This window comes from Sphingobium vermicomposti, from assembly GCF_011762025.1.
GTDB lineage: Bacteria > Pseudomonadota > Alphaproteobacteria > Sphingomonadales > Sphingomonadaceae > Sphingobium > Sphingobium vermicomposti.
This window is the reverse complement of record NZ_JAASQR010000004.1, coordinates 290,234-315,347: the sequence shown is the minus strand read 5'-3', so window position 1 is coordinate 315,347 and position 25,114 is coordinate 290,234. Positions and strand designations below refer to the sequence as shown.

The 25,114-nt window shown below is 61.6% G+C and carries 22 protein-coding genes and 1 riboswitch; of the genes, 8 read left to right on the top strand and 14 right to left on the bottom strand.

Annotation, left to right across the window (positions count from 1 at the left end; genetic code table 11):
• The first annotated feature begins 18 nt into the window (after positions 1-18).
• Positions 19-810: a DeoR/GlpR family DNA-binding transcription regulator gene (locus FHS54_RS14815; RefSeq protein WP_167304924.1), complete on the top strand. Its 792-nt coding sequence runs from the start codon at positions 19-21 to the stop codon at positions 808-810.
• A 25-nt stretch (positions 811-835) separates the two neighbouring features.
• Here the strand turns inward: FHS54_RS14815 and FHS54_RS14810 are convergent, their stop codons facing one another.
• The gene (locus tag FHS54_RS14810) at positions 836-1,519 is read right to left on the bottom strand and encodes a Fe2+-dependent dioxygenase (RefSeq protein WP_167304923.1); all 684 of its coding nucleotides are present in this window, start codon (positions 1,517-1,519) and stop codon (positions 836-838) included.
• A 385-nt stretch (positions 1,520-1,904) separates the two neighbouring features.
• Here FHS54_RS14810 and FHS54_RS14805 point away from each other — a divergent pair, with 385 nt between their 5' ends.
• Complete coding sequence (locus FHS54_RS14805; protein WP_167304922.1) at positions 1,905-2,897, top strand: LacI family DNA-binding transcriptional regulator; 993 nt, start codon at positions 1,905-1,907, stop codon at positions 2,895-2,897.
• A gap of 33 nt (positions 2,898-2,930) precedes the next feature.
• Here FHS54_RS14805 and FHS54_RS14800 read toward each other — a convergent pair whose 3' ends face one another.
• The 5 genes from FHS54_RS14800 to FHS54_RS14780 all read right to left on the bottom strand — a co-directional run bounded on the left by FHS54_RS14800 (position 2,931) and on the right by FHS54_RS14780 (position 8,355).
• Positions 2,931-4,394 (bottom strand): FAD-binding protein, encoded by a 1,464-nt coding sequence (locus tag FHS54_RS14800; protein WP_167304921.1) that lies wholly within the window; start codon positions 4,392-4,394, stop codon positions 2,931-2,933.
• 80 nt (positions 4,395-4,474) lie between these two features.
• Positions 4,475-5,227, bottom strand: a complete 753-nt coding sequence (locus tag FHS54_RS14795; protein ID WP_167304920.1) for an SDR family NAD(P)-dependent oxidoreductase — start codon at positions 5,225-5,227, stop codon at positions 4,475-4,477.
• Between the two features lie 90 nt (positions 5,228-5,317).
• The gene (locus FHS54_RS14790) at positions 5,318-6,337 is read right to left on the bottom strand and encodes a zinc-dependent alcohol dehydrogenase (protein ID WP_243855789.1); all 1,020 of its coding nucleotides are present in this window, start codon (positions 6,335-6,337) and stop codon (positions 5,318-5,320) included.
• Between the two features lie 46 nt (positions 6,338-6,383).
• Positions 6,384-7,643 carry a sulfotransferase family protein gene (locus FHS54_RS14785; protein WP_243855788.1) on the bottom strand — a complete coding sequence of 420 codons (1,260 nt, stop codon included), beginning with the start codon at positions 7,641-7,643 and terminating at the stop codon, positions 6,384-6,386.
• Positions 7,630-8,355 carry a TetR/AcrR family transcriptional regulator gene (locus FHS54_RS14780; protein WP_167304919.1) on the bottom strand — a complete coding sequence of 242 codons (726 nt, stop codon included), beginning with the start codon at positions 8,353-8,355 and terminating at the stop codon, positions 7,630-7,632. The genes FHS54_RS14785 and FHS54_RS14780 overlap by 14 nt, the downstream gene beginning before the upstream one ends.
• A 175-nt stretch (positions 8,356-8,530) precedes the next feature.
• On the opposite strand from FHS54_RS14780, the gene FHS54_RS14775 reads away from it, so the two are divergent.
• Entirely contained in the window at positions 8,531-9,952 is a 1,422-nt protein-coding gene (locus FHS54_RS14775) for an NAD-dependent epimerase/dehydratase family protein (RefSeq protein WP_167304918.1), read from the top strand.
• 88 nt (positions 9,953-10,040) lie between these two features.
• Here FHS54_RS14775 and FHS54_RS14770 read toward each other — a convergent pair whose 3' ends face one another.
• The 3 genes from FHS54_RS14770 to FHS54_RS14760 all read right to left on the bottom strand — a co-directional run bounded on the left by FHS54_RS14770 (position 10,041) and on the right by FHS54_RS14760 (position 12,766).
• Entirely contained in the window at positions 10,041-10,820 is a 780-nt protein-coding gene (locus FHS54_RS14770; RefSeq protein ID WP_167304917.1) for an SDR family NAD(P)-dependent oxidoreductase, read from the bottom strand.
• A 144-nt stretch (positions 10,821-10,964) separates the two neighbouring features.
• Positions 10,965-11,801, bottom strand: a complete 837-nt coding sequence (locus FHS54_RS14765) for an SDR family NAD(P)-dependent oxidoreductase (RefSeq protein ID WP_341785982.1) — start codon at positions 11,799-11,801, stop codon at positions 10,965-10,967.
• A gap of 176 nt (positions 11,802-11,977) precedes the next feature.
• Positions 11,978-12,766 carry a GDSL-type esterase/lipase family protein gene (locus FHS54_RS14760; RefSeq protein ID WP_167304916.1) on the bottom strand — a complete coding sequence of 263 codons (789 nt, stop codon included), beginning with the start codon at positions 12,764-12,766 and terminating at the stop codon, positions 11,978-11,980.
• 407 nt (positions 12,767-13,173) lie between these two features.
• Here FHS54_RS14760 and FHS54_RS14755 point away from each other — a divergent pair, with 407 nt between their 5' ends.
• Positions 13,174-14,157 (top strand): TerC family protein, encoded by a 984-nt coding sequence (locus FHS54_RS14755; protein ID WP_167304915.1) that lies wholly within the window; start codon positions 13,174-13,176, stop codon positions 14,155-14,157.
• A 112-nt stretch (positions 14,158-14,269) separates the two neighbouring features.
• On the opposite strand, the gene FHS54_RS14750 is transcribed toward FHS54_RS14755, so the two are convergent.
• The 3 genes from FHS54_RS14750 to FHS54_RS14740 form a co-directional block, all read right to left on the bottom strand.
• Positions 14,270-14,881, bottom strand: coding sequence for a DUF4142 domain-containing protein (locus tag FHS54_RS14750; protein WP_167304914.1), 612 nt, complete (start codon positions 14,879-14,881; stop codon positions 14,270-14,272).
• Positions 14,882-14,981: 100 nt separating this feature from the next.
• On the bottom strand, positions 14,982-15,743 hold the full coding sequence (locus FHS54_RS14745; protein WP_243855787.1) for an energy transducer TonB: 762 nt from the start codon (positions 15,741-15,743) through the stop codon (positions 14,982-14,984).
• 2 nt (positions 15,744-15,745) lie between these two features.
• A complete protein-coding gene (locus FHS54_RS14740; RefSeq protein WP_167304913.1) occupies positions 15,746-17,839 on the bottom strand; it encodes a TonB-dependent receptor domain-containing protein in 2,094 nt (697 codons plus the stop codon).
• A gap of 127 nt (positions 17,840-17,966) precedes the next feature.
• Here FHS54_RS14740 and FHS54_RS14735 point away from each other — a divergent pair, with 127 nt between their 5' ends.
• Positions 17,967-18,755, top strand: coding sequence for a DUF4198 domain-containing protein (locus FHS54_RS14735; RefSeq protein ID WP_167304912.1), 789 nt, complete (start codon positions 17,967-17,969; stop codon positions 18,753-18,755).
• A 32-nt stretch (positions 18,756-18,787) separates the two neighbouring features.
• Complete coding sequence (locus FHS54_RS14730) at positions 18,788-19,288, top strand: EF-hand domain-containing protein (RefSeq protein ID WP_167304911.1); 501 nt, start codon at positions 18,788-18,790, stop codon at positions 19,286-19,288.
• 52 nt (positions 19,289-19,340) lie between these two features.
• Here FHS54_RS14730 and FHS54_RS14725 read toward each other — a convergent pair whose 3' ends face one another.
• Positions 19,341-20,252, bottom strand: coding sequence for an oxidoreductase (locus tag FHS54_RS14725; RefSeq protein ID WP_167304910.1), 912 nt, complete (start codon positions 20,250-20,252; stop codon positions 19,341-19,343).
• A 343-nt stretch (positions 20,253-20,595) separates the two neighbouring features.
• On the opposite strand from FHS54_RS14725, the gene FHS54_RS14720 reads away from it, so the two are divergent.
• A complete protein-coding gene (locus FHS54_RS14720; protein WP_243855786.1) occupies positions 20,596-22,533 on the top strand; it encodes a flavin-containing monooxygenase in 1,938 nt (645 codons plus the stop codon).
• Positions 22,534-22,722: 189 nt separating this feature from the next.
• Positions 22,723-23,703, top strand: a complete 981-nt coding sequence (locus tag FHS54_RS14715) for a DMT family transporter (RefSeq protein WP_167304909.1) — start codon at positions 22,723-22,725, stop codon at positions 23,701-23,703.
• Positions 23,704-23,732: 29 nt separating this feature from the next.
• On the opposite strand, the gene FHS54_RS14710 is transcribed toward FHS54_RS14715, so the two are convergent.
• The gene (locus FHS54_RS14710) at positions 23,733-24,518 is read right to left on the bottom strand and encodes a sugar phosphate isomerase/epimerase family protein (protein WP_167304908.1); all 786 of its coding nucleotides are present in this window, start codon (positions 24,516-24,518) and stop codon (positions 23,733-23,735) included.
• A gap of 409 nt (positions 24,519-24,927) precedes the next feature.
• Positions 24,928-25,004: riboswitch (cyclic di-GMP riboswitch) on the bottom strand.
• Positions 25,005-25,114 lie beyond the last annotated feature (110 nt).

Here is a 25,114-nt window from a genome sequence, read left to right as displayed (position 1 = left end):
AAGGATGAAACGGACGAGATGCATGCAGCGGAACGCGAAAGCCTGATTCTAGACGCGCTGCGGCTCAGCGGGTTCATTTCCTATCGCGATCTGGAAGCGCAGCTGGACGCATCGCCCGCCACCATCCGCCGCGATCTCACACGTCTGGAAGAACATGGCCATATCGTGCGTGTGCATGGCGGGGCCAAGGTAGCGGCATCCACTACCGTCACCCCGGCGGAACCGCCGATCCATTTGTCGGGCAGGCCCTTCGACCAGTCCATCAGTGAAAATCTGGTGCAGAAACAGGCCATCGGTCGTGCTGCCGCCGCTTTGTGCGGGCCGGGTGAAGGCATCATGGTCGATGGCGGCACGACCACATTGCAAATGTGTCCGTGCCTGGAGGGCCTGAACCTTCAGGTGCTCACCAATTCGCTGCACATCGTCAACGCCCTGCTGCCCCAGGCGGGAACGCGCATCCTGCTGCCATCAGGCACGCTGTTTCGGGAACAGAACATCATCCTTGCCCCGGCGGGTGAAGACAGCATGCCGCATTTCCACGCGCCCAAACTGTTCATGGGTGCAGCAGCCGTGGGTCCGCGCGGTGTGATGCAGCAGGACGTCATCCTGGTTGCGGCGGAACGCAGGCTGATCGACCGGGCGGAACAGGTCATATTGATGGTCGACAGCTCAAAATTCGGCTCGTCCTCCGGCGCGATCGTGTGCAGGTTGGATGAGGTGGACACGCTGATCACTGACACCGGCATCAGCGCGGAGGCAGCCGACATGGTCCGTCAGGCGGGGATTGATCTTATCATTGCGCAGGACTGACGGCGCGGACAGGTAACGCTGTGCCTCAGGCGTCGGCCCAGCGGCGCAGCAGGTTATGATAGACGCCGGTCAGCCGGATGATTTCCGCATTATCCTGACCGACCGCCGTCGCCAGCGCCTGAATGCTGCTGTCCAGGTCGAACAAGGTCTGCCGCGCGCTGTCGTCGCGAACCATGGACTGCAACCAGAAAAAGCTGGCCACCCGGCGACCGCTCGTCACGGGGTTGACCCGGTGCAACGACGATGACGGATACAACACCGCATGGCCCGCAGGCAGTTTCACCTGCTGCGCCCCGAATTGCGTTTCGACCGTAAGTTCGCCCCCGGCATAGCTATCGGGGTCTTCCAGAAACATCGTTATCGACAGGTCGGACCGCACGCGAAAGCCGCTGCCTGCCTGGATACGCACGGCGCTGTCGACATGAACGCCAAAGCCCTGCCCACCTGCATAGCTGTTGAACAAGGGCGGGAATATCTTGAGCGGCAGCGCCGCCGCGATGAACAGCGGATTGCGGCCCAATGCTTCCAGAATGATCTGCCCGGCCTGACGGGATTCCGGTGCGTCCTCCGGTAATTGCAGGTTATTCTTGGCCAGCGCGGATTGATGACCGGATGTGACATTGCCATCCACCCATTGGGCGGCGTCGATCAGCGCCCGGACATCGTGAATCTGGCGGGTATCGAGCAGGTCCGAAATGATCGTCAGCATGAACCTTCCCCCTCAACGCGCGGGCAATCGATCCGCCAGACCCGGCTATTGCGAGTGGTTTTCAAAGTCAAATATTATGACATGCCACCGGACGCCCGGACCAGCGCTGCGATCAGATTTTTTTGGGAGGGGTGTAACCCGGGCAATGCAGGCGCGTGCAGTCGCCCATCATTGCCCGGGAAAACATTGCCTGAATCCCGAAAGGGATGACAACGTTGTCCTGCCGCTCTATAATGGTGCGCAAGATTGTTCAAGAGGCTTTTCGACATGGTGGCAAATGGAATCGCCGGTGCATGACGCGCGCGCATATTCGACGGCGGGTGACAAGGGTTACGCCGCGATGACATCTCCTGCCTCCACCTTGCTACGCTGAACTGTCCGCATCATGTCCAGCATCCGTGACGTCGCCGCGATGGCGGGCGTATCCATCAAAACCGTGTCTCGCGTTGTCAACAATGCCCCGAATGTCAGCAGCGACTTGCGAGACCGCGTGGCAGACGCGATCAAGAAGCTGGATTACCGCCCCAACCAGTCCGCTCGCCGTCTGGCGGGCGGACGGTCTTTTCTGATCGCCTTCCTGTATAACAATCCGGCACCTGGATATAATAGCGGCATTCAGGTAGGCGCGGCGAACCGCTGCCGGGAACTGGGCTATCACCTCGTGGTCGAACCGATTTCCCTGACGGGCGACGAACGGTTCGAGGTGCTGGACCGGCTGGTCGCGGCGCTGCGGCCCGACGGCGTGTTCCTGGCACCCCCGCTGTCGGATGACCCCCAAATCCTGCGGCGTCTGGTCGAACTGAAGGTTCCCTGCGCTCGTATCGCGGGATCGGTCATGTCGGAAAGCTTCAACATCCCCACGCCCGAACGCTCCGCCGGACGGATGGTAGCCGACCACCTCATCGCGCTCGGCCATCGTCGGATCGGCGTCATCTGCCCGCCGGCCAGCCATCGCGCGGCCCAGCGCCGGGTGGACGGCTTTCGCGACGGACTGGCCGCCGCCGGGATCAGCATCGATGAACAGATGTTTGTCGAAGGCGGCTTCAACTTCGCGTCCGGCATCAGCGAAGGAGAGAGGCTCTTGTCCCTCCCCCAGCCACCCACCGCCATATTCGCGACCAATGATGACATGGCGTTGGGCGTCCTGACACTCGCTCACCGCCGGGGCCTGCGCTTGCCCGATGACCTGTCGGTGGTCGGCTTTGACGACACGCGCGGCAGCCTGACGACCTGGCCGCCGCTGACCACCGTCCGGCAGCCGCTGGAGGAAATGGGACGCGCCGTGGTCAATTCCCTGGTCGAAGGGCTGGCGGATGCGCCGTCCTTCGTCTTTGAGCTGGTGAAGCGGGAAAGTAGCGGGCAGGCTCCAACTCGATAGCCGTCGCCCTGCCGCGCCCTCCCTTCGCTTATATCAGGCGCTGGCGGCCTTGCGCCCTGCACGCCTGCCAAAGAAGGTGCAGTCCGCCAGGCTAAGACCAGAGCTATAGCCATGCCCCCAAGCGGGCAGGCCCGACGTGCAACGCCCCGCCGCGAACAGGCCGGGGACCGGCGCACCGGCACGGTCCAGCACTTCGCCGTCCACCGACGTGCGCAGCCCGCCCAGCGTGAAAAAGCTGAAATAGCTGCTGTGGAAATTCAGCTCCAGCGCAACAAACGGCCCCTGATCCAGCGGCGTCAGGATCGGCGGCTTCTTATGGAACAGAGGGTCGCGCCCTTCTTTCGCGTGCGTGTTGTAGAAGGCCATGGTCGCCGACAATGTGCCGGGCGCCATTTCCAGTTCGGCCTCCACCTCTTCCCAAGTCTCGCCCGTCCCGGCGATGGTGATGCCCGCCATTTCCAGCGGCTGGTCGAAATGGGCGATGTCCAGCAGCAAATAGACCCGGTCGCCCAGTTGATCGATGGCGGCGCGGCTCACCCGGCCATGATAGCAATCCTCGTTGATGAACCGCTGGCCCGCCTGATTGACGAACACGCCATTGGCCTGCGGTTCGGGCATGGTCCACGGACAGGTGGTGAAAAATTGTTCCATGTGGATGGCATCGCCGCCTGCTCCCACGCCCAGTTCGATGCCCGACCCGTCATCCTGATCGCCGATCGGGCTGTTGATGCGGAAGGTTTCCGGGCAATAACGCTGCCGCATCGCTTCGTTGAAGACAAAGCCGCCGGTGCACAGCACCACGCCCTTCGCCGCCCTGACAAAGCGGTTTACATTGTCGATGCGCACGACCACGCCGACCACCCGCTGGTCATCATCCTGCACCAGCGCGACGGCGCGCGCGTCGGATACGACCTGCACGCCCAGGTTACGGGCGCGGCTTTCCAGCAGGTCGACCAGCGGACGCCCGCCGCCCCAGCCCACATGCTGGATGACATGGCCGCGCGGCGCAGGCTTGGCCAGGTCGCAAAACGGCCAGGCCGCCTCGCTGCCCGACCAGATCAGGGTGGAATCATCGACCGGCTCGATATGCTTGCCGGGCAGAAAATTGCCTCGGTACGGAATGCCCTGTTCCTTCAGCCAGCCATAATGGGCCAGCGAATCCCGCGCATAAAGGTCGCACTTCGCTTCGTCGGCGCAGGGGCCGCCCGCCGCCTTCAGATAAGCGGCCATATCCTGCGTGCTGTCCTCAAACCCCGCCGCGCGCTGGGCATCGGTGCCGCCACTGCCGCCGATATAGATTTCGCCACCGGACAGCGCGGATGCCCCGCCGCTTCCCGATCCGCGTTCGAACAGCATGACACGCCCACCGGCCAAGGCTGCCTCAATGGCCGCACAGGCCCCCGCCGCGCCAAAGCCGACGACGGCGACGTCAGTTTCATAATCCCACGCCTGCACCGCAGACGCTGGATATGGCCGATGAAGAGAAGCGTCAGTCACTAAAGATTACTCCCTCTCGCCGCGTGATCGCGGCCTGGTCATAGCGTAAGTATATATGGTCGCAACCGGACGCCCCGGCCCTAACCCGAAACCGTATAGCCGCCGTCGACATATAGCGTCTGTCCAGTAATCCAGCTTGCAGCAGGGCTCGTCAGGAACAGGATCGCGTTGGCGATGTCCCCCGGATCGCCCAGCCGCCCAAGCGGCGTGCGGGCAAGCGTCGGCTCGATCCATTCCGCCTGCCCGAACGTCCCGGCGGTCATGCCGCTCAGCGTCAATCCAGCCGCCACCGCATTGGCGCGAACACCACGCGCGCCCCATTGCACCGCCATGGTCCGGGTCAACCCGACCAGTCCCGTCTTCGCCGCCCCATAACCGGGGACCAGGCCAATGCCGAAAAAGCTGCTCATCGACCCGATGCCGATCACCGACCCGCCGCCCGCCAGCTTGCTGTCAGCCAACAGGTCGACGGTCCGGCGCGCCATGCGAAACGCCGAATTGAGCAGCATATTCACTGCCCGGTCGAATATTTCAGGTTCCCATTCGTCCAGCCCCTGGCTGGGAAGCGCGATCCCGGCATTGTTGACCAATATGTCCAGCCGGGGGAGAGCGGCGGCCACTTCGTCGATGTTCGCGCCATCCTCGACATCCAGCTGAAAATAGCGATAGCCCGACAGGTCGGCGTCATATTCATCGGCACTGCCCCGCGTGCCGGTGATGGTCACATCCGCGCCCGCATCGCGATAGGCCGCCGCCGTCGCCGCGCCTATGCCGCTGGTCCCGCCCGTGACGAGAATGTGAGCACCGGAATAATCATAAACGGGTAACGTCATAAACTCTCCCTGTCCGCCCGCGATGGTGGGCGGCGCGATATATTCGTGTCGTCAGGGCCTTCTGCGGGCCTGTTCTTCAAACTGCGCCGGTCAGGCGAACTCCAATATGACCTTCGCTGATTTCGCCGCGTCCCGCGCGGTGTCGAGCGCCTCATTAAATTGCCCGAACGGGATGCGATGGCTGATCATGGGATCAAGATCGATGTCGCCCGCAACGATCATGTCGATCGCCTCGCCAAATTCCGCGTGACGCCCAAGCGCGACCGACCCGATCAGCATGATCTCATTCATCATCATCTTGAACAGGTCGACAGCGCAGGGCTTTTTGTAAAGCGCGATCACGGAAATTCTGGTGCGAAACTGCGCTACCGCGATGACTTCAGTCAATGCCGACGGCGCGCCTGCCGCATCGATGAACACATCGGTGCCGACATGGCGATGGCCCAGGCGCGTCCCTTCGCCATGCGCCTGCGCCAGCATTTCCGTCATCGATTCCCTGGAAATATTGATCGTCATTTCCGCGCCCAGCGCCCGCGCGCGCGCCAATCGGCTATCCTCCCGGTCGATGATTGCGATATTGCGGACGCCCCGGTGACGAAGCATGACGACCGCGCACAGGCCAATTGGACCGGCGCCGATCACGGCAACCTTGTCGTCCGGCTTTACATCGACCAGGTTGATGCCGTGCAGCGCGACCGACAAAGGCTCCGCCAGCGCAACCAGTTCCGGCGCGACGTGCGCGGGCACCGGATAGAGGGACGAACCGATCTTCGCGTCGGGAATCAGGATAAAAGGGGCCATCGCGCCTTCGGGTCCACCATTGCCGATGTTCCGGTCATCCGGGTTTACCGCAACCCGCAGGCCCGGCTGGATGTCCCGAACATCCCTCCCGACCCGCTCCACGATCCCGGCAAATTCATGGCCGATGGGCATCGGTTCGGACAGGGGCGCGCCCGTCCCACCCAGCGCGATATAGCCCAGGTCGCTCCCGCAGATCCCGCACGCTTCGACCCGCACGACCACGTCATTGGGGCCGGGATCGGGAACCGCCACGTCATCCAGGCGGACGTCATCAGGCCCATGAACCCGTGCAACTTGCATCATCGTCATCGCCGCATCCTCCGTTCAACCGGGCGGCCCGGCATTGTCCCGGCGCTCATTTGATTTCCGCCTTCACCGGGAACGCGTCGAAATAGAAGGCAAAGCGTTCGCGCAGAGCATCGGGATTGACCCCGAAATCACGCTCCAGATGATAGATCATCCGCCCTTCCTTCCCCCTGGGATGACCCGCGACATAGTCGGCGACCGACTGGCGCGACTGGTCGGTCATCGGCAATCCAGCCTTGGCCAAAATCCGTTCCGCCGTGGCAAGGTCGTCAGCCATGAACTGGTGGAACGGCACGTCCAGGCTCTGTTCCGCCGGCCAGACATGCCGATCGTTCATGCAGGCGCGCAGCAGATGTTCAACCCGGTCGGACCAGTAGGTGATGAGCGTCGTGGCATCGAAATGCTTGCGATTGATCCGCGCGGTATAGGCCTGCATCGTTACCGCCGACTGGATCACCGCAACCGGATCGCGATGGGTGATGGCGACGAATGCGTCGGGGAACACCGTCTTCAGAACCGGCAGCTGCTCCAGATGCTGCGGGCATTTCAGCACCCACCGCCTGGCGCCATGACGCCGCTGCAACAGCTTCAGAACGGTCTTCATATAGTCATAATGCGGCGTCTGGTCGGTGGTGTAATAATGGTCCCGCCACCCCGGCACGAAGGACAGCCATTCGAAATTATAGGATGCAAAGTCCGGTCCCATCAGCTCCAGTTCCTCATGGATATGGTCCGGGTTCATCGGGTGCATGGTGGCCAGCAACGGCGTTACCGTCTGCATGCCCGCCCATGCATCGGCGCAGCGCTGATAACGGGGGTCCATGCCGCCCGGCAGCGCTTGCTCACCGGGCAGTGGCACCGGCTCATAGCTTTCCCACAGAGGCAGCGACTGAAGGCGCGGATCGGCCGCGATCAGGTTGACGAGGTGGGTCGTCCCCGACCGGGGCAGACCCGCGATGATGATCGGCCGGTCGATCACCTCATCATGGATCGACGGATCATTTTTTAGCGTATTCTGGATCAGCAGCCGGTTGGAGGCGTAGCGGACGGTGTAATTATAAAGGTTGGCGCGCGATAAGTTGGTAAGGTTTGCGTCCGCATCCCATTCGTCCAGCAACAGGTTCAGCCGCTCGCGAAAGTCGTCCGGCCCAAAATCGGCAAGGCCTGTCCACTCGCGCGCGGCGTTGAGCACCGCGCCTTCCGTCAGGGAAACCGGATGAGCATCACCATAAGCGAGCGCCGCCACCTGCGCCTGCGTCAGCTGGGGATCGAACAGATCGTCGATTGAAATGTCGTCAGGCATCGTCATCTTCCCGCTTGCCAGGCGACGCCACCAACGCAGCCACCATCATCGCCTCCAGATCGTCCGTAAACATGCGAATATTGGCTTCATCCAGCGCGCCGGAACCCTCCAGCACATGGGAATAGTCGGCCAGGCCATGAAATAGCATCACGCTGGCGATGACCAGGCGGCGGTCCGCGACATGGCCCGGTATCCCCCGCCGCTCCAGCGCCAGATATAATATGCGCCGGAGCCTTTCTGTAAATGGGGCAGAAAAGGGAACAGCGTCTCCTCCACGCAGTGCAAGCGTGTGGGCCGCGACCAGTTGGGCATTAAGGCGAACGAACTCCTTGCCTCCGTCCGCGTCCAGCAGCTTGGCGGCCACCGGCCTTGCGAAAGCGGCCACCACATGTTCGATTGGCGGCACGCCGCCGTCCGCTGCCATCTCATCGAACAGCCTGTCGCGCTGCTGGGCGATGGCGGGAACATGCTTGTCCAGGATCGCCTGGATCAACCCATCCTTGTTGCCAAAATGATATTGGCAAGCGCTGCCGTGCCGTTGCTGCGCCGCCTTGTTGACTTCATTAAGGGACACAGATTGGACGCCCTGTTCCGCGAACAGGCGTTCAGCGACCGCTATCAGCTTGGCGCGCGTGGCTCCGCTGCGCGGCGACACCGGCGCTTTGACGCCCGGCTGGCAATGCTGCGCATCTTGCGTGCGCCTGTTCGGCTGCGGCATCGCGCCTCTCCCTAATTAGTGAGACTGCACTAACTTCGCTGGCCATGGCTGGCAAGCCCCTGGGGTGACGGGTCGGATCGACCATGCGCTCTTTCATACGCCAAACATCTCGCCGCTGTTCTTGTTATACAAACGATAACGTGCGAATAGACCGCCAAATTGGGGGAAACCGATAATGACCGACAGCCGTAAGACGATTTTCCTGACGGGCGCATCCGGCAATATGGGCCGGGAAGCCGTGAAACGCATTGCCGCAAAGAGCGATACGCTACGGCTCCGCGTGCTGATCCGCCCTGAGGAAAAATCGCATCCGGTCGTCCGCGAAATCATCCAGAAGGGATTGGCGGATATCGTCTGGGGCGACCTTAACGATGTCGCCGCCATCCGCGAAGGGATAAAGGATGCTGACGTCGTCCTGCATGTCGGCGCTCTGGTTTCGCCCCTGGCGGACCGACTGCCGCCCGAACTGGTGACGAAGGTCAATGTTGGCGGCACCCGCAACATCGTTGACGCGATCCATGCGGTCGCCGACCCACAGCGCACCCGCCTTGTCTATATCGGCACGGTCGCTGAAACCGGCAGCCGGAACGCGCCGGTACATTGGGGCCGCACCGGCGACCCGATCAAGATCAGCGCTCATGATCATTATGCCGTGACCAAAACGCAGGCCGAAGCCATTGTGGCGCAGAGCGGCATCACCCATTGGGTATCGCTGCGCCAAAGCGGCATGGCGCATTATGACATGTGGAAGATTTTTGATCCGATCATGTTCCACAACTCCCTCAATGGCGTCTTTGAATGGTCCACCGCGAACGACAGTGGACGGTTGATGGCGGCGATGTGCGGCGACCATATTCCTGCTGAACTGTGGCGCGGCTTCTACAATATCGGCGGCGGGGAAACGTCGCGCGTCGTGAACCATGAATTCATGGCGCAATCGATGCCCAATTATCAAAAGGCGCTGAAACCCCACTGGTTCGCGACCCGCAACTTTCACGGTCAATGGTATGCCGATTCCGACCGGCTGGAAGAACTGGTGCCGTTCCGCGAACAGTCGGTTTACGATTATTTCAAGGAAGCGCCGCGCCACATGCCGTGGATCGTGCGCGCCGTGTCGAAATATATGCCCGGCGCCGTCAGCAAGCGCATTCAGAAACTGGCCGAAGGACCGGGCGGCACGCTTCACTGGTTCGCCAATAATGACGAAACCCATATCAAGGATTATTTCGGATCGCGCGCTGCGTGGGAAGCGATCCCGCGTGACTGGGACAACTTCGTCTTCGCTCAGCCATCGCGCGAACCGACGCTGCTGAACCACGGCTATGACGAAAGCCGCGCGCCGGACGACTGGCGGATCGACGACCTGAAAGCCGCGGCGGAATATCGCGGCGGACAATGTCTGGCGACCAGTTTCGACGGTCCCGATGCGCCAGTCGAATGGCAATCGGCGGCCGGACATCGCTTCACGATGACGCCGCGCCTTTATCTGAAGGGCGGCCACTGGTGCCCGACCACCATGGTCGATTCCGCAACCTATGAAGCAGAAGCCGCGCGCAACCCCTTCTTCGCGCAAGTCTTTGGCGCGGCGGCGGGCTGATCCCGTCTGACTGAAAATGCTCTAACCGACTGGCCGGGCCCGCGGGGTCCGGCCAGCATGTATCACGTCCGCGCGCGCTGCAATTAGCTTAGCCGCGCATCAGCGAACCGCCGTTGACGTCGACGATGGACCCGTTGATCCAGCGCCCGTCGTCCGACAGCAGCAGCGCGACGACGGCGGCATGATCCTCCGACTGCCCCAGCCGCGTGTGCGGCGTTTCCGTCATGAACTGCTCTTCCCACTGCTTGGCCACGCCGGGGTCCGCGTCCATGAACTTCTTCATCTCGCCCGTAATGGTGAAGCCAGGTGCCAGGACATTGGCGGTAACACCCTCCCTGCCCCACCGTGAGGCGACATGGCGCATCAACGCATTCACGCCAGCCTTGGTCATCGCATAGCTCGGACGCACCGGCTCCGCGCCATGGGCCGACCCCGAACTGGTGTAGACGATAGCCGATGTTTCATTCATGGTTAAATGCGGCAACACCGCCCGCGTGCACAACAAATGGCCACGCAGATTGACGGCGACAGTACGATCGAACACAGCCAGATCGACGGTCAGGGCATCGCTATCCTCCATGATGACGCGCAGGTCGGCGGCGTTGATATGCGCACCGTCCAGCCCGCCCAGACGCTCGACCGCCGCTTCGACGGCCTTTTGCACTGAGCCCTCGTCGGCAATGTCGACATGAACCGCAAAAGTTTCGCCACCAGCTTCCGCCGCCACCTGTGTCGCGCCATCGATATTGATGTCAGCTGCGCAGACCCGTGCACCTTCCTGGGCAAGGCGCTTGACGGTGGCCGCGCCGATGCCCGTGGCGCAACCGAACACGATGATGCGACGGCCCGTTAGTCGATTGCTGTTCATGAGTGCCTCCTAGCGAAAGCCAGTTTTTACACGCGCTAATCACGCTGCCAAGGCCTCCCGGATGGCAAAGCGGGCCATCCGGGGAGCCTTATGTCGGCACGTTCGGCGAATAACTATCGCAGCGATCCGAGGTCAGTCCGCCGCCTACAGGGATGCGGGCGCGCCCGGCATACCTTCGTGATAATAGCCCGCAGCCCAGCCGCCATCGACGGCCAGTTCCGCTCCGCTGATGTAGGACGCTTCATCGGAACACAGGAACAGGCTTGCGGCGGCAATCTCTTCCGGCTCACCGATACGCTGCAACGGTACGCGACGATGGCCGTGATTCAATTCGTCCAGGCTGCGGTTCGCCTCCGGGTTGACCATGGGCGTATGAACGCCGCCCGGATGCACGGAATTGACGCGCACGCCATGGGGCCCCAGTTCAAGCGACGCCGTCTTCGTCATGCCGCGCACTGCCCATTTGCTGGACGAATAAATGCCCAACGAGTTCGCCCCGCGAAAGCCGTCGATGGACGCGATGTTGACGATGGACCCGCGTCCTGCCGCACGCATTGCGCCGCCGACATGCTTCATGCCCAGGAACGGCCCCTTCACATTCACCGCATAAACCCGGTCGAACTCGGATACGTCCGCCGCCACCAACTCACCAAAGCTCAGCACACCGGCATTGTTGACCAGCGCGTCGATCCGGCCATGACGTTGAAGGATATCTGCTGTGAGCGCGGCCCAGCCTGCTTCATCCGCTACGTCGAGCCGCACGAAACTCGCGCCGCCGCCCAACTCATCGGCCAGCGCTTTGCCTTCTGCGTCCAGCATGTCGGCGATCACCACGATCGCGCCTTCCTGCGCGAACAGCCGTGAAGTGGCCGCTCCCATGCCCCGCGCACCGCCAGTGATCAGCGCCACTTTTCCCTGCAAACGTCCCATGTCCATCCTTCCAAAGCTATTCTGGCGTTCAGCAGCATGTTCATGAGTCACACTCGCTGCCTTCGCCGTTGATACTCGCTCAGCAGATGAGCGTGCGATCTTCAACCCTTTTCATCGTTCAACCATGGCGATTGCCAATAGGTGATCGTGGTGGCTGCCTCCAGCGTCTGAAGCGTCAGGAAACGCTCCACAAGAAAATCGAGCGAGGTGAAGGGAAATCACGCGCCCTAACGTGGGGCGAGCTGCGCGGCGAGAGCATCGGCGATCCCGGCATGCCCCGCAGCCGTCGGATGCCAGGGTGCCGCTTTTGCGGGAGATGCCTGTGCCCAAGGTTCGCTGGAGCAACCGTCATGGGCCTTGGATAGCTCTCCTGCCGGCAATAGCATCGCGCCTTCCTCCTTCGCGACGCGCGCCGTCACCGACGCCAGACGACGAAATATCGCGCGCGAATGCGCGGCTTGTTCCGAGGTCAGCGGAACGGCGGCGCAGGGGGTGCCGTCGGGGATGATGCGCAGATAATCGACAAAGACCAGCTTGGCGCGGGGCGCGCGTTTATGGACCTCGCGGGCGATCTGGCGCATGTTACGCTCCAGCGTCGCCCAACCGGCGTCAGTAACCGGCGGTGCCGCCGGGCAGCGCGCGCCGCGACACATTGCCCGGAAAAGATCGCGGACATAACCCACGTCGTTACCGCCGATGGTCACCGTCACCAGCCGTGTATCGGGCGCGACCGCCGCGATCTGGGGCGGCAATTCGCCCCATGAACCCAGGATGTTGGCGCTCGTCGCACCGCCACAGCTGGCGTCCGTAAGCTCAAGGCCCAAACGCTGAGCCAACAGGCGCGGATAGTTGTTGACAGTCTGACCACAGCGCTGGGGCGTCCCAGGGACGATCGGCCCGATGCCCGCTCCGGCTGCATAGGAACTGCCCAAGGCGACATAGCGCGACCCCGGCTGCAAGGGCTGCACCGCATGGGGCGATGTGGTGGCACACCCTGCCAGCACCAGCAAGGTCACAGCTATCCATCCTCTGATCGCTATCGGCTGCCGCAATTCATCCTCCGTCATGACGCCCGTTAGGATCGGATTGCCGCCAGGCCAGGCGCGCCCGTGCGAGGTCGGCAGGGCGGCAAATCATACATGTCGCGTGGCGGTCCTATCATCGATGATCGCGCTACGGGAATGAAAAAAGGCATCAATTCGACCGTGTCGGCCAACTATATGGCCTGAACGGCCTTGAGCCGCGCGCCCTCACACATTATGATCTGTCCTTGCGGACCGGGCCCCTCTGGCGCGCCGCTCCAACCGGGGTGCGCGCGTGATGTCGGACCGCATCGGATGATCCGATGCGATAGACGGGCTGCTCGCTCTTTTCCATCGCACCGTATCTCCTGATCGGCATGGCTGTAGAGGAGCGTTGTTGCATGGAATTTCTATTCGCCGACTGGCTTGGGACGCCTGCCTGGTTCTGGCTGGCTTTCCTGACGATCGTCGTTGCGTTAACTGCCTTTGACCTGGGCTTCCTGCATAAGGAGGATCGGGAAATTGGCATCGCCGAAAGCCTGAAGCTTTCCGTTTTTTATATCGGTGTCGCCATGCTGTTCGGGGCATGGATATGGTTCGCGCGCGGTCCTGAACCGGGGATGGAATATTTTACGGGCTATTTCATCGAAAAGGCGCTGTCGATCGACAATGTCTTCGTCATCAGCCTGATCTTCACCTATTTCGCTATTCCCCCGCGCTATCAGTATCGGGCGCTGTTGTGGGGCATCGTTGGTGTCATCGTGCTGCGTGGCCTGATGATCGGCGGTGGCGCGGTCTTGCTGCATGAAGCCTATTGGGTGCTGTACCTCTTCGCCGTTTTCCTGATCTTTACCGGCGTAAAGATGTTGTTCACGGCCGACAAGCCGATGGACATCGGCAACAATCCCGTTCTCCGCTTCATCTCCCGGCATGTCCGGGTGACGCCGGAGCTTCACGGCGAACATTTCCTGGCGAAAACGCCTCACCCGGTAACGGGCAAAATGACGACAGCGGCGACCCCGTTGTTGCTGGCGCTGATCGTCATCAATTTCGCCGATTTGGTCTTTGCCGTGGATAGCGTTCCCGCGATCTTTGCGATCACGACCGATACGTTCATCGTTTATACGTCGAACATCATGGCGATATTGGGCCTGCGTGCGCTTTATTTCGCTTTGGCAGCGATGGTGCATCGCTTCTATTACCTCAAATATGCGCTGGCGCTGATCCTGGTATATATTGGCGCGAAGATTTTCGTGGCCGATTTCCTGATGGACGGCGGCAAGTTTCCGCCGGTGTGGAGCCTGGGCGTGACCTTCGCCCTGATCGCTGGCGGCGTGGGTTGGTCCTTGTGGAAAACCCGTCAGGAGGCGCGAGGCACCGCCTGACGCCGCCGCTTAAGATGTCATGGGGCGGATAGCCGGACCCCACGACATTGGCGTCATATATGAAGGTGCGCGGTGCATCCGTCGCTGGATGCGCCGCGCACCCCTTTATCAATCAACGGTCTGTCTTCTTTTCCAAATCGCGGGCCGTCTTCAGATGGCCTTCGACAACGGATGCGATTTCGCCCGCCGCCGTTTTCAACGCGCTGTCGGTGCCGCCAGAAGCATAGGAACGCATCAGCGCCAGTGCATCCTCATGTGCATCGACCTGGCCGTCGATATATTCCTCGTCGAACTTCGCGCCGGTCAGTGCTTTCAGCTCGGCAAGGTCTTCCTTCTGGTCGGATGTCAACGCGGCGTCGATGGTGACGGCCGGCTTCGCCTTGCCCGCCGCCGCCTTGATCTTGGCGCTGGAATCGGTGTGCGCCTTGATCATCTGCTGGGCGAAAGCCTTAACCTCCGCCGAGGTGGCATTGGTTGCCGCCAGTTTCGCGGCGGCGATTTCAAAAGCGTCGCTCTTCGCCGCCTTGTTCACAAACTCCTGTGCGGAAGGGGTCGGCGTGATCGCGGCGATGGCGTTGTCCGCCGCATTTTCGACCCGGTCGCCCGCCGCCTCTGCCGTGGCGGCTACCGATTCGGCTGCATTTTCGGTCCGTTGCTCGCTGGCTTCGTTACAGGCGGCCAATGTCAGTCCGGTCGCGAGGACCATGAAAGTGATGCGGTTCATACGGAAACTCCCTGTCTATCAGACCGCCAAACGTACAATCCACGTCGGCGTTCCGATGGCATTGGCGTCCGTCATCGCTGGGAGTGGTGGCAGGTTCGGATCAGACCGGGAGGATGAATTCGATAGGGGCGATGAACTCAATGCGGTCGCCGGGCAGTTCGGCGGGAACGCGCGGATAGGGTGATGCGCGCCACATCATCGCTTCCGCCTCCCCGTCCAGGACGGCATTGCCCGACCCCTTGACCACTGCGCCTTCCAGCAGGATGCCCGCGCGGTCCAGCACAAAGCGGACCTGCACGCGCCCCTCCTCCCGCCGCATCCGGGCGCGGCGAGGATATAGCTTATGCGCGTAGAGCCACGACCTGATCCTTGCCGCATAGCTGCGGCTTGTGCCGGGAGGCGCGTTCACGTCGAGGCCATCGGCAGTTCCCCGCCGCGCCGACGATGCAGCTGGTGACGCCGAAGCCCCTTGCCGGACCGGATTGGCCGCAGGCGTCGCAGCGCCGCTCGAACGGGCTACCGCCTGGACAGGCAAAGGCAGCGCAATGGGGGATGGCACCATTACAACTGGTGGCGGGATAAGCGCCACGGGCGCTTGCGGCTGCGGTGCGGGCGGCGTCGCACGGGGCTGCGGATCGACAGAGGCGGGTTCGCTCTTCGATACCGCCTCGGCCTCATCCTGCCCCCGCTCCGTTCCCTTCAGCTGCGCCAGCGACAGGACGGTCAGCGCAGGAGCTTGCGCCCTGCGGCTGACATGTCCCATCCCCAGGTTCAACAGCGCCGCGATCAGCAATCCGTTCACCAGCAGCGACGCCGCTGCCGGTGCGCTGACGCGAAAGGGAAGAGCCGCCCGCATCATCATGTTCAGAAGCTGTTCGCCACGGTGAACTTGAAGCTCTGCCCCTCCGCCGCGAGCGAAGACAAATGGCGGCGATATTGTTTGTCGAACAGGTTATCGACGGCGATGCGGAACTCAAATCCCTTGGCCGCGCCGCTTTGCGGTTTGAAGGCGAGGAACAGGTTGTGGACGCTGTAGCCCGGCGTCGGAATGCCCGACCCAGCCGAAGAGAATGGCCCGGTCGTCACATCATCCTGCCGTTCCGCAAATTCCCCGGTCCAGCCGCCCGACAGGCCGCTTGATGCATCGGCATAGCCCAGCGTCAGGCGATAATCATTGGCGGGAATGGTGTTCAGATAGTCGCCGTTCCGCCTGTCCTTGCCGTCGATGAAGGACATGTTGCCGCGCGCGAAGAAGCCGCCAATGCCATATTCCGCCTCTACTTCCAGCCCCTTGAACCGGGACCGACCGATATTCTGAAAATAGGGGACGCCCGGCGCGGACGCGCTTTGGATGATCAGGTCCTTTACGTCATTCTGGAACAGGGTTGTCTTGGCCCGGAAGCGGTCGCCATGGCCCAGCACTCCATCAAAGGACAGGGTGAAGCCAGCTTCGATATTGTCCGATTTTTCAGGGCGCAAATTGGGATTGCTGGGGCGACCCGGCGCGGGGGTCGCGCTGCGGGTAAACACTTCATCGACATTGGGCATGCGCACCGTGCGCGCCGCCGATCCGAACAGGCCCAGCCAGGGCGTCAGATTATACAGGGCGGCGATCTTGGGTGACACGCCGCTGTCCTTCACCCGTTGGGTCAATGTGGTGCCGCCGACGACCGTGTCGCCCGGCTTCAGGTCGTTCCAATCGACCCGGACGCCCGGAATGATGGTCAGCTTGTCGGACCAGACGATTTCGAGCTGACCGAACAGGCCATAGCGGGTCATGTCGCCTTCGGGATGAGTGCCCGCACCCGGCGTCACCACACCGCCGGGCATCACGCGCGGGTTTCGGCGTTCCTGCTTGCTCCACTGAGCACCCATGATCAGGAATGTCGTCCAGTCGCCACCCATGTCGAAGCGGCTGCTATTTTGCAGCTTCGCCTGCCAGCTTTCATAAGAAAATTCGGAATATTCCAGCGGGCCCAGGAAGAGCGTTTCAGTCTGGCGCACCTTTGATAGCGAATAAGCGGCCTGCGCTTCGACGTTGAAGATCTTGCTGCCGTCAAAATCATTCACATAACCGACGACGGCGGTCTTGTCGTGGACCCGGCGGCGCATCAGCGCTGCGCCAGTGGCGGCGGATATCTGGTCGTACACCTGGGGCGCATCGCTGATCCAGTCCTGATAGCTCGCCCAGATCGCATGATTGCGGTTGCCGCCAATCGCAACGCGTCCCTTGACCAGCCAGCTATCGGACAGGGTGGCAGATGCGGCCACCGTATCGCCATTGCCGTCCTTATAATCGTCGCTGCGCCGGTAATTATAGCTGCCCAGCAGTTCGACCCCGTCAACCGGCTGGACGGCGACAATGCCGGACAGGGTATGGGCCTGCGCATTGGTTTCCGTCGCTGCTTTCAACCGCACCGCCAACGGGTCGCCCGCATCCAGGAAATCGGACGCATCCTTGGTCGTGAAATTGATCACGCCCGCCAGCGCGCCCGCGCCGTATAGGGTGGACGAAGCGGGACCGCGCAGCACCTCCACCCGCTTGTAAAGTTCCGGCTCGCTGAACAGTGCGCCCATGCGATATTGTTCGTAGAATTTCGTGACGCCATCGACGGTCAGCAGGATGCGGTTGTCGCTGTCACCGATTGCCGTGCCCATGCCGCGAATGTTGAACCCCTGGCCTAACTGCCCCACGCCGCCCTGGACATTGACGCCCGGCAGCCCTTCGATCAGGTCGCCGATCGTCGTTGCCTGGGTCTGGTCGATATCCTCCTGGTCCAGGCTGCTCACGGCCTGCGGCGTGTCGAGCGCCACCTTTTCAGTGCCAGCGGAAATGATCATCCGGTCGAGCGCCATGCGCGTCGTTTCCGGCGCTGCCGCTTCCTCCTGCGCCCTGGCACAGACGGGCGTCACGATCAGCGTGGCGCTCAACAGCAGCTTCAATCTGGTCTTCATCATCTGTGTGGCCCCCTTATGGCAACTGGTGGGGCGCGGTCGCCCCGAACGACGACGCACCTAGCACGAGAAAATGATATTGCAAGTGAGTCTCATTAGATATAGCTGCCGGATCAGAAAGGGGTTCTTCATGAGTCTTGGGAAATATTGTTTTGCCGCCGGTTTGCTGGCCGCCCTTAGCGCTACCGCTGCACAGGCGCATATGCCCTATGTGCTGCCGACCCTGTTCGACATCGGCAAAGGCGACCATGTCACCGTCCAGTCCGCCTTTGCGGAGGAGGCGTTCCTGCCCGAAGTCGCCATGCGCGATGCCCCGTTCCATATGATCGGTCCCGACGGCAAGGATATCGCGCCAGGCCCAGTCACGCATTTGCGCGACCTCAGCATATTTGAAGCGGCGACTGTCGTTGACGGCACCTATCGCGTGACGACGGGCCAGCGTGCCGGGCGCAAGGGCAAGATGTTCAGGCAGGGCAATGAATGGAAGATGCGCGGCGAAGGCAGCGAAGCGACCGCCGCTGCGGAACAGGTCGACGTTCAAAGCATGACCCTGGCCGAAGCCTATGTGACGCGTGGCCAGCCAACCGACGCCGTTCTGAAGCCCTTGGGCAAGGCGCTGGAAATTCAGGCGGTGACACATCCCAACGCCATCGTCGCCGGATCGGATGCCAGCTTCACGCTGTTGTTCGATGGCAAGCCGCTCGCCAATGCCGACATCACCCTGTTCCGTAGCGCGGGCCTTTATGACGGGCGCAAAGTGGCGGCGCAGGTCAAAAGCGGCGCTGACGGTCGCTTCATTCTGAAGCCAGAGGATGCGGGCACCTATCTGGTCCTGGTACGCCATCGCGCGGCCGCGCCCGCCGGGGCTGAAACACCCTATCGCAGCTACACCTACACTCTCACCTTCGACGCGGCCTGACCGCTGCGCCCCTTCCATCAGATGGAGATAATATGAAGACGATGTTTTGCCTGACCGCCGCCCTGTTGGCCGTCACCGGATCGGCAGCAATGGCTGCTCCGCATGAAGGGTCTGCCTTCATCCATGATTATGACGCAAACCATGATGGTCAGGTTGCCCGTGCCGAATTCGATGCCGAACGGAACACCCGTTTCAAGGCTACCGACGCCAATGCGGACGGCTGGCTGTCGGAAGAGGAATATGTCGGCGAATATCGCGCCCGGCTGGAACAGCAACTCGCCGCGTCCGACCGCAGTGAAGAAAAGAAAACCGAAGAGCGGCAGCGCCAGATACGCCAGGCCCACGTCCGCTTCGGCGTTCTGGACAAGGACAAGGATAGCAAGATGACGCAGGCCGAATATGACGCGTCGGGCGCGCGCGCCTTTGCCGAACAGGACAATGACAAGGACGGCATCGTCACGGCGACCGACGCCGCCGCAACCGCCGCGCGCCAATTGGCCGCCCGCAACGCCACCGACAAGGCAGAACGCTGATCGTCCGGGGAGGGTGGGGTCTGCTTACTCCGCCCTCCCCGCCTTACGCCTGTCAGGCCGGGGCAAGACCCTGATCAACACCCGTCAACTCGATGGAAATATCCCACAGCCGACGCGCATCCTCCAGATCGTGGCAATGTTTCTCAACCCGCGCCGGGCCTGACGCGCCCCGCATTTCCCAGCCACCCTGCGGTCCATAATAGCCGCCGCCTTCCGCATTCGGGTCGGTCGCCGCCTGGAGCGCTGGCCAAGCCGCCGCCACCACCGGATTGAACAGCGGTCGCATGACCGGCAACAATGGCTGGGTCCATGACGGCAGATGCCGCATCAATTCGGTCAGCGCCACACCCGGATGGCAACCGATGGCCCGCACGGGCGACCCGGCAGCGCGGAGCCGACGGTCCAACTCCAGCACGAACAGCAGATTAGCCAGCTTGCTCTGACCATAGAAGCGACCGCTATTATAGCCATGCTCCGCGTGGAGATTGTCCCACATCATTCGTCCCTGCCGATGCGCCAGGCTGGAGGTCACGACCACCCGCGCGCCATCGGTCTGGGCAAGTTTGGGCAACAGCAGGGATGTGAGCGCGAAAGTACCGAGATGATTCACCCCAAACTGCGATTCGGCCCCCTGCGCCGTCCGGGCCAGCGGCGGGATCATTATGCCGGCATTATTAACCAGGACGTCCAGCCGCGGTTCGGCGATGACCTGTTCAGCGGCGTGGCGCACGCTGGACAGGTCAGCCTGGTCCAGCGGAACATAGGCAAGGTTCGCCCCCGGCACCGCGGTCTTGATATGGTCCATGGCGGCGTGCGCCTTACCCGAATCGCGACACCCCATCAGGACGCGCGCGCCCTTTGCCGCGAGCGCCTTCGCTACTTCCAGTCCGATGCCCGTGTTGGCACCTGTGACCAGAAAAGTACGGCCATTTTGGTCAGGCACATTGCCAGCGGTGAAGGCCATTTACATTCCCCTTTCACGACCATCCATCCAGTGATCCCACTCCTGAATGACTGGAACGAAACCGAATGACAATCGGCTTCCGTCACCCGGCTCAGCATCCGCAACCACGGCGCTGAATGATTTTCCGACCATCGGTCGAAAAGTCTTGAAACTGTCCTGCCGCCGACATAGTCTGGCGCGCAAGGGGCCGATGTTGTGCAAGGTTGCATGACAAGGGGCCAAAGGACCTGAGATGACCGACCGAGAATTCATCAGACTGCCGATGTCGACTCGACCTCATCCACACTAGATCGCAGCCTGATTTCCTACTCAATATTTTTCTACAAGAGGTAGACATATGGACATGAAAACGACTTCACCGCACATGCTCGACAGTGGCATTCGGCCCCTGCCGATCGCGGACGGCCCGGAACTGCGGGCGGCGCTGAAGGAAGCCAATCTCCAGACGCTGCTGATGGTCTATGTCCATCTGACGCATGATGAATCGATGCTGGAAACCTTCAAGGCTCACATCCATCCCCCCTATACCAATCTGGATTACCAGACCCCGCAGGACTGTATCGACGACCTGCACGAAAAGCTGATTTACGTGCTGACGACGCCAGGCGCGGCTAAGTCGGAAGATCCGCCGATCGCCTTGATGAAGAAAATGATGAGCACCGGCGTGGGCGAGCCGGTGGATGATGAATTCATCCCCATGGTCATCGAACAGGCCGGGTTCGTGCGCAGCCCCACGCGCAAGGAAAACCCTGAACGCACGCCCCCGCCTCCCGGCTTCAAGGTGCTGGTCATCGGCGCGGGTCTTACCGGCATCCTTGCCGGCATCGAACTGGAGCGTGCCGGTTACGATCATGTGATCATCGAAAAGAATGAAGAGGTCGGCGGCACCTGGTGGAAAAATCGCTATCCCGGCGTGGGCGTCGACACCCCCAGCCATTTCTATTCCTATTCGTTTGAAATCAGCCCGGAATGGAACCACTATCACCCGCATGGCGCGGACATGCGCGAATATTTCCGCGCCGTGGCCGACAAATATGATGTGCGTCGCAATATCCGTTTCCAGACCATGGTCCACAGCCTGGTTTTCGATGACGCCGCCGCCGTGTGGAACGTCACGATCGAGGATCTGAAGACCGGCAAGCGCGAAGTCATCAAGGCCAATGCCGTATTCAACGCCTTTGGCACCACCGACCGCTGGAGCCTGCCCGACATCAAGGGCATCGACAGCTTCAAGGGCATCATCACCCACTCGGCAGATTATGACGAGAATATCGTCCTGAAGGGTAAGAAGGTCGCGGTCATCGGCACGGGTGCCAGTTCCGCGCAGATCGTTTCCACGATCGTCAAGGAAGTCGACGAACTGGTCGTTTTCATGCGCACCAAGCATTGGATGATCAACAACCCCGAAGTGACGCAGGAAGTACCCAAGGCGGTCAAATGGGCGCTGCGGTATATCCCGCATTACAAGGAATGGTTCCGCTTCCGCGTATTCTGGTTCGCGGCTGACGGCCTGTATCCCAATGTGGTGAAGGACCCGTCCTACCCTGAAGACGGGATTGCCGTGTCGGCGCTGAACGAAGGGATGCGTCAATATGCGCTGTCGCATATGCATCACAAGCTCGCCAATCGGCCCGACCTTATCGAAAAGCTGACGCCCGACTTCCCGATCTTTTCCAAGCGGGTCGTAATGGACGCTGGCTGGTACGATGCCTTGCTGCAGCCGCACACCACGCTGGAAACCACGCATATCGCGGAAATCCTGCCGGACGGCATCCGCACCAAGGATGGCAAGGAATACAAGCTCGACATCATCATCTGCGCGACCGGCTTCAACGCATCATCGCTTGTGCAGGATCTGGAGATCAAAGGCCGCGATGGCCATGATCTGACGGTCGATTGGGCAGATGAGGAAGAACGCGCCTATATGGGCACGACCATTCCCGGCTACCCCAACTACTTCCTGTCGACCGGACCCAATGCTGGCCCGAACCATGCTGGCGGCATCAATATCGTCAGCGAATCGCAGGTCCATTACATGATCGAATGTCTCGATGAGATGATCGCTCGTGGCGCACGCACGGTTGAAGTGACGGAGGAAGCCTTCATCCGGCACAACAAGCGTATCGATGACCAGATGAAGCACATGATCTGGACCCATCCCAAATCGAAAAGCTATTATCAGAACAGCAAGGGTCGCCCCGTGGGTCCCTGGCCGTTCCGGCTGGTCGACATGTGGAACGAAATGCAGGAACCAATCCTGGAGGACTATCGCATCGAATAAGCTGCGCTTCTGAGAGCGACCTTTAGATGCCATGGTTCGACAACATAGCGCGAACCATGGCATCTTGATGTGAATTGCTCGACAACCGTCACCATGGGCAGCAACGTCGATAGGCCTGTTCCTTTGGCGTTGCTGTCATCGGCTTGAGGTGCCAAGCGAAGGGTGGTTTATCAATATGAACCGAAACCCTTGAAAGCCGATATGCCCCCCTCGTCCAGCCGGGACCAGATTTCGCAACAACCGCACCCACACAGGGGCGCCAGCGACCATAAAGGCCCGCCTGTCGAACATCGCGCGCGCGGCATTGCCCTGCGCCTTGGCGCGGTCACCGCCTTTGGTGCGATGATGGCCGCCATGAAATATGCGACCGAAAATGGGGTCGCCCCGGTCGAGATACTCTTTTACCGCAACCTGTTCTCCCTGCCGACCATCATCGCCTGGATCATGTGGTCGGGCGGCTTTTCCGTCGTCAGGACGCAGCGCCCCGGCGCACATGCCACGCGCAGCTTCCTCGGCCTGGGCGTCATGTTCCTGACTTTCATGGCCTTGTCCCGGCTCCCCCTGGCGGAAGCCACGGTGATCAGCTTTTCAGCACCGCTGTTCGCAACCATGCTTTCCGCGCTGGTCCTGCGCGAAATGGTGGGATGGCACCGCTGGAGCGCCATCGGCATCGGCTTTGTCGGCGTGCTGATCGCGGTTCAGCCAAGCGGGTCGGACCTGCCCACGGCGGGCGTTGCGATTGGCCTGGCCGCCGCCCTGGGAGCAGCCGTTATCGTCATCACGCTTCGCCAGATCGGCCAGACCGAAGGGGCGGCTGCAACCGTATTCTGGTTCAATGTCGTATGTTTGACGGCGACCGCGCTGCCGATGCCGTTCGTATTCCAGGTCCACGAACCTGTCGTCTGGGTCGCACTGCTGCTCGGCGGCCTGGTGGGGGGCTTCGCGCAGATCATGATGACGTCGGCCGTCCGCTACGCCCCGGTTTCCGTGCTGGCACCGTTCGACTATGTGCAAATGCTATGGGCGATATTCTGGGGCTATATCCTGTTCGCGGCCGTGCCTACCGCCCCCACGATAGCGGGCGCAGCGCTGATCGCCGGTGCTGGCTACTATGTCGTCTGGCGTGAAAGAAAGCTCAACCGGCCAGTCACCGGGGTGGCCAAACTATAAATCATTGGGCAGCCAAAGGCCGGGCGCGCTTAAATCCCGTCCACAAATTGGCGGGCAGCCTGCACGACGATTCGACCACGTTCCATCGGAGTCATGCCCTCTGGCGCGATGAAAGGAGCCTCCACCGCCACGGTGGCCGTGGGTGGAATCAACGGCATGAACGCGTCCAGGCCGAACTCCCCCTCGCCCGGCGGCATGCGCGCAATCGTCGCCTCCCGATAGCGGTCGCTGGGCGGTTCCAGCGGGCCATCATTTAGCTGGACGTGCAGGATACGCTCTGGTGGCAGTGCTGCGACATCGCCCCAGCTCCCGCCCGATCGTATGACGTGCAGCGTATCGACGCACAGGCCAACATGCGCGCCTGCGGCCAATGCCAGGTCCAGCGCATCTGCCTGGGTGCGCACCGCCGACAGGGGGAAAGCCTCTATCGCCATCTTCACGCCCGCCCCCTGGGCCAGGGTGGCGAGCCGACACATGGCGTCGCGCAGGCGCGCAGGGTCGGTATCGAAACCCAGTGCATTCACCCTGCCGCCCAGTTCGGCCGTCAGTTCGACGATGCTCTGCAGCTCAGCCCAATCTGTCGATTGGTCCAGCATGAATGGTTCCACGATGCCGACGCCCAGCCCTGTATCACGCAACGCCCTGACCACGTCCGCGCGCGCCGCCTTGTCACGAATAAGGTCGCGATAAGGGCCAAGGGGCAGCGGCTTGATAAACAGGCTGACGCTGGCGCATCCGGTTTTGGCAGCGACGTCGATCAGTTCGAGCGCAGTCAGGTCCGACAATGTCAGATGATCAAGGCAAAGCGGACGCAAATTTCTATCTCCCCATGCTTGCCGTCACAGCGGCTTGCGAGGATTTGAACGGGCATGCCGCTCCGCTGTCAAGGATCGGGGAAGGGTCTGCCCCCTCGCACCGCCGCCATCATCGGTCATCGGAGGATGCGAAGCACGGCGTCTCGGAGCGGGGGGGCGTGAACCGGGACGCCGTGCTTCTCTCCCAAAGTGCGACCCGAGGGAGGTTCATGAGCGCGAGTTACCCCACGCAAACTGAAGCGATGCAATCATCCTGATCAGGCGAGACGAGATACACGTCATTCCCGCCTGTTCTGAGGACACCTAATCATTTTTTGGCAAAATGGCCTGTTTCCGGGCCGAGGCGCGCGTCGTAATTATCCGCGCCGTCAGAAAAAGACCAAATGCCGCTTCATCGCTCCATCCCTGTTTCGGTAACCCCGCTATCTCAACCAGAGACCGGAGGTTTTGCGTCCTGTCGTCGCCGACAGTTTGCCTTTTCGGTCAGGGCAGCTTGCAAAAGCGCACTGCTCTTCCCTAACGCCGTTTTAGCGGAATTTCGCCCATAGGTCAAATGGTTGGGAAAAGGGGTGGCTGATCCAGCAGAAAGTCGGGGC

Excerpts from the sequence above, each read along its gene's own strand:
- FHS54_RS14815 (WP_167304924.1), top strand. The coding sequence starts at position 19 with ATGCATGCAGCGGAACGCGAAAGCCTGATTCTAGACGCGCTGCGGCTC.
- FHS54_RS14810 (WP_167304923.1), bottom strand. The coding sequence starts at position 1,519 with ATGCTGACGATCATTTCGGACCTGCTCGATACCCGCCAGATTCACGAT.
- FHS54_RS14805 (WP_167304922.1), top strand. The coding sequence starts at position 1,905 with ATGTCCAGCATCCGTGACGTCGCCGCGATGGCGGGCGTATCCATCAAA.
- FHS54_RS14795 (WP_167304920.1), bottom strand. The coding sequence starts at position 5,227 with ATGACGTTACCCGTTTATGATTATTCCGGTGCTCACATTCTCGTCACG.
- FHS54_RS14790 (WP_243855789.1), bottom strand. The coding sequence starts at position 6,337 with ATGACGATGATGCAAGTTGCACGGGTTCATGGGCCTGATGACGTCCGC.
- FHS54_RS14785 (WP_243855788.1), bottom strand. The coding sequence starts at position 7,643 with ATGACGATGCCTGACGACATTTCAATCGACGATCTGTTCGATCCCCAG.
- FHS54_RS14780 (WP_167304919.1), bottom strand. The coding sequence starts at position 8,355 with ATGCCGCAGCCGAACAGGCGCACGCAAGATGCGCAGCATTGCCAGCCG.
- FHS54_RS14775 (WP_167304918.1), top strand. The coding sequence starts at position 8,531 with ATGACCGACAGCCGTAAGACGATTTTCCTGACGGGCGCATCCGGCAAT.
- FHS54_RS14770 (WP_167304917.1), bottom strand. The coding sequence starts at position 10,820 with ATGAACAGCAATCGACTAACGGGCCGTCGCATCATCGTGTTCGGTTGC.
- FHS54_RS14755 (WP_167304915.1), top strand. The coding sequence starts at position 13,174 with ATGGAATTTCTATTCGCCGACTGGCTTGGGACGCCTGCCTGGTTCTGG.
- FHS54_RS14750 (WP_167304914.1), bottom strand. The coding sequence starts at position 14,881 with ATGAACCGCATCACTTTCATGGTCCTCGCGACCGGACTGACATTGGCC.
- FHS54_RS14745 (WP_243855787.1), bottom strand. The coding sequence starts at position 15,743 with ATGATGATGCGGGCGGCTCTTCCCTTTCGCGTCAGCGCACCGGCAGCG.
- FHS54_RS14740 (WP_167304913.1), bottom strand. The coding sequence starts at position 17,839 with ATGATGAAGACCAGATTGAAGCTGCTGTTGAGCGCCACGCTGATCGTG.
- FHS54_RS14735 (WP_167304912.1), top strand. The coding sequence starts at position 17,967 with ATGAGTCTTGGGAAATATTGTTTTGCCGCCGGTTTGCTGGCCGCCCTT.
- FHS54_RS14730 (WP_167304911.1), top strand. The coding sequence starts at position 18,788 with ATGAAGACGATGTTTTGCCTGACCGCCGCCCTGTTGGCCGTCACCGGA.
- FHS54_RS14725 (WP_167304910.1), bottom strand. The coding sequence starts at position 20,252 with ATGGCCTTCACCGCTGGCAATGTGCCTGACCAAAATGGCCGTACTTTT.
- FHS54_RS14720 (WP_243855786.1), top strand. The coding sequence starts at position 20,596 with ATGAAAACGACTTCACCGCACATGCTCGACAGTGGCATTCGGCCCCTG.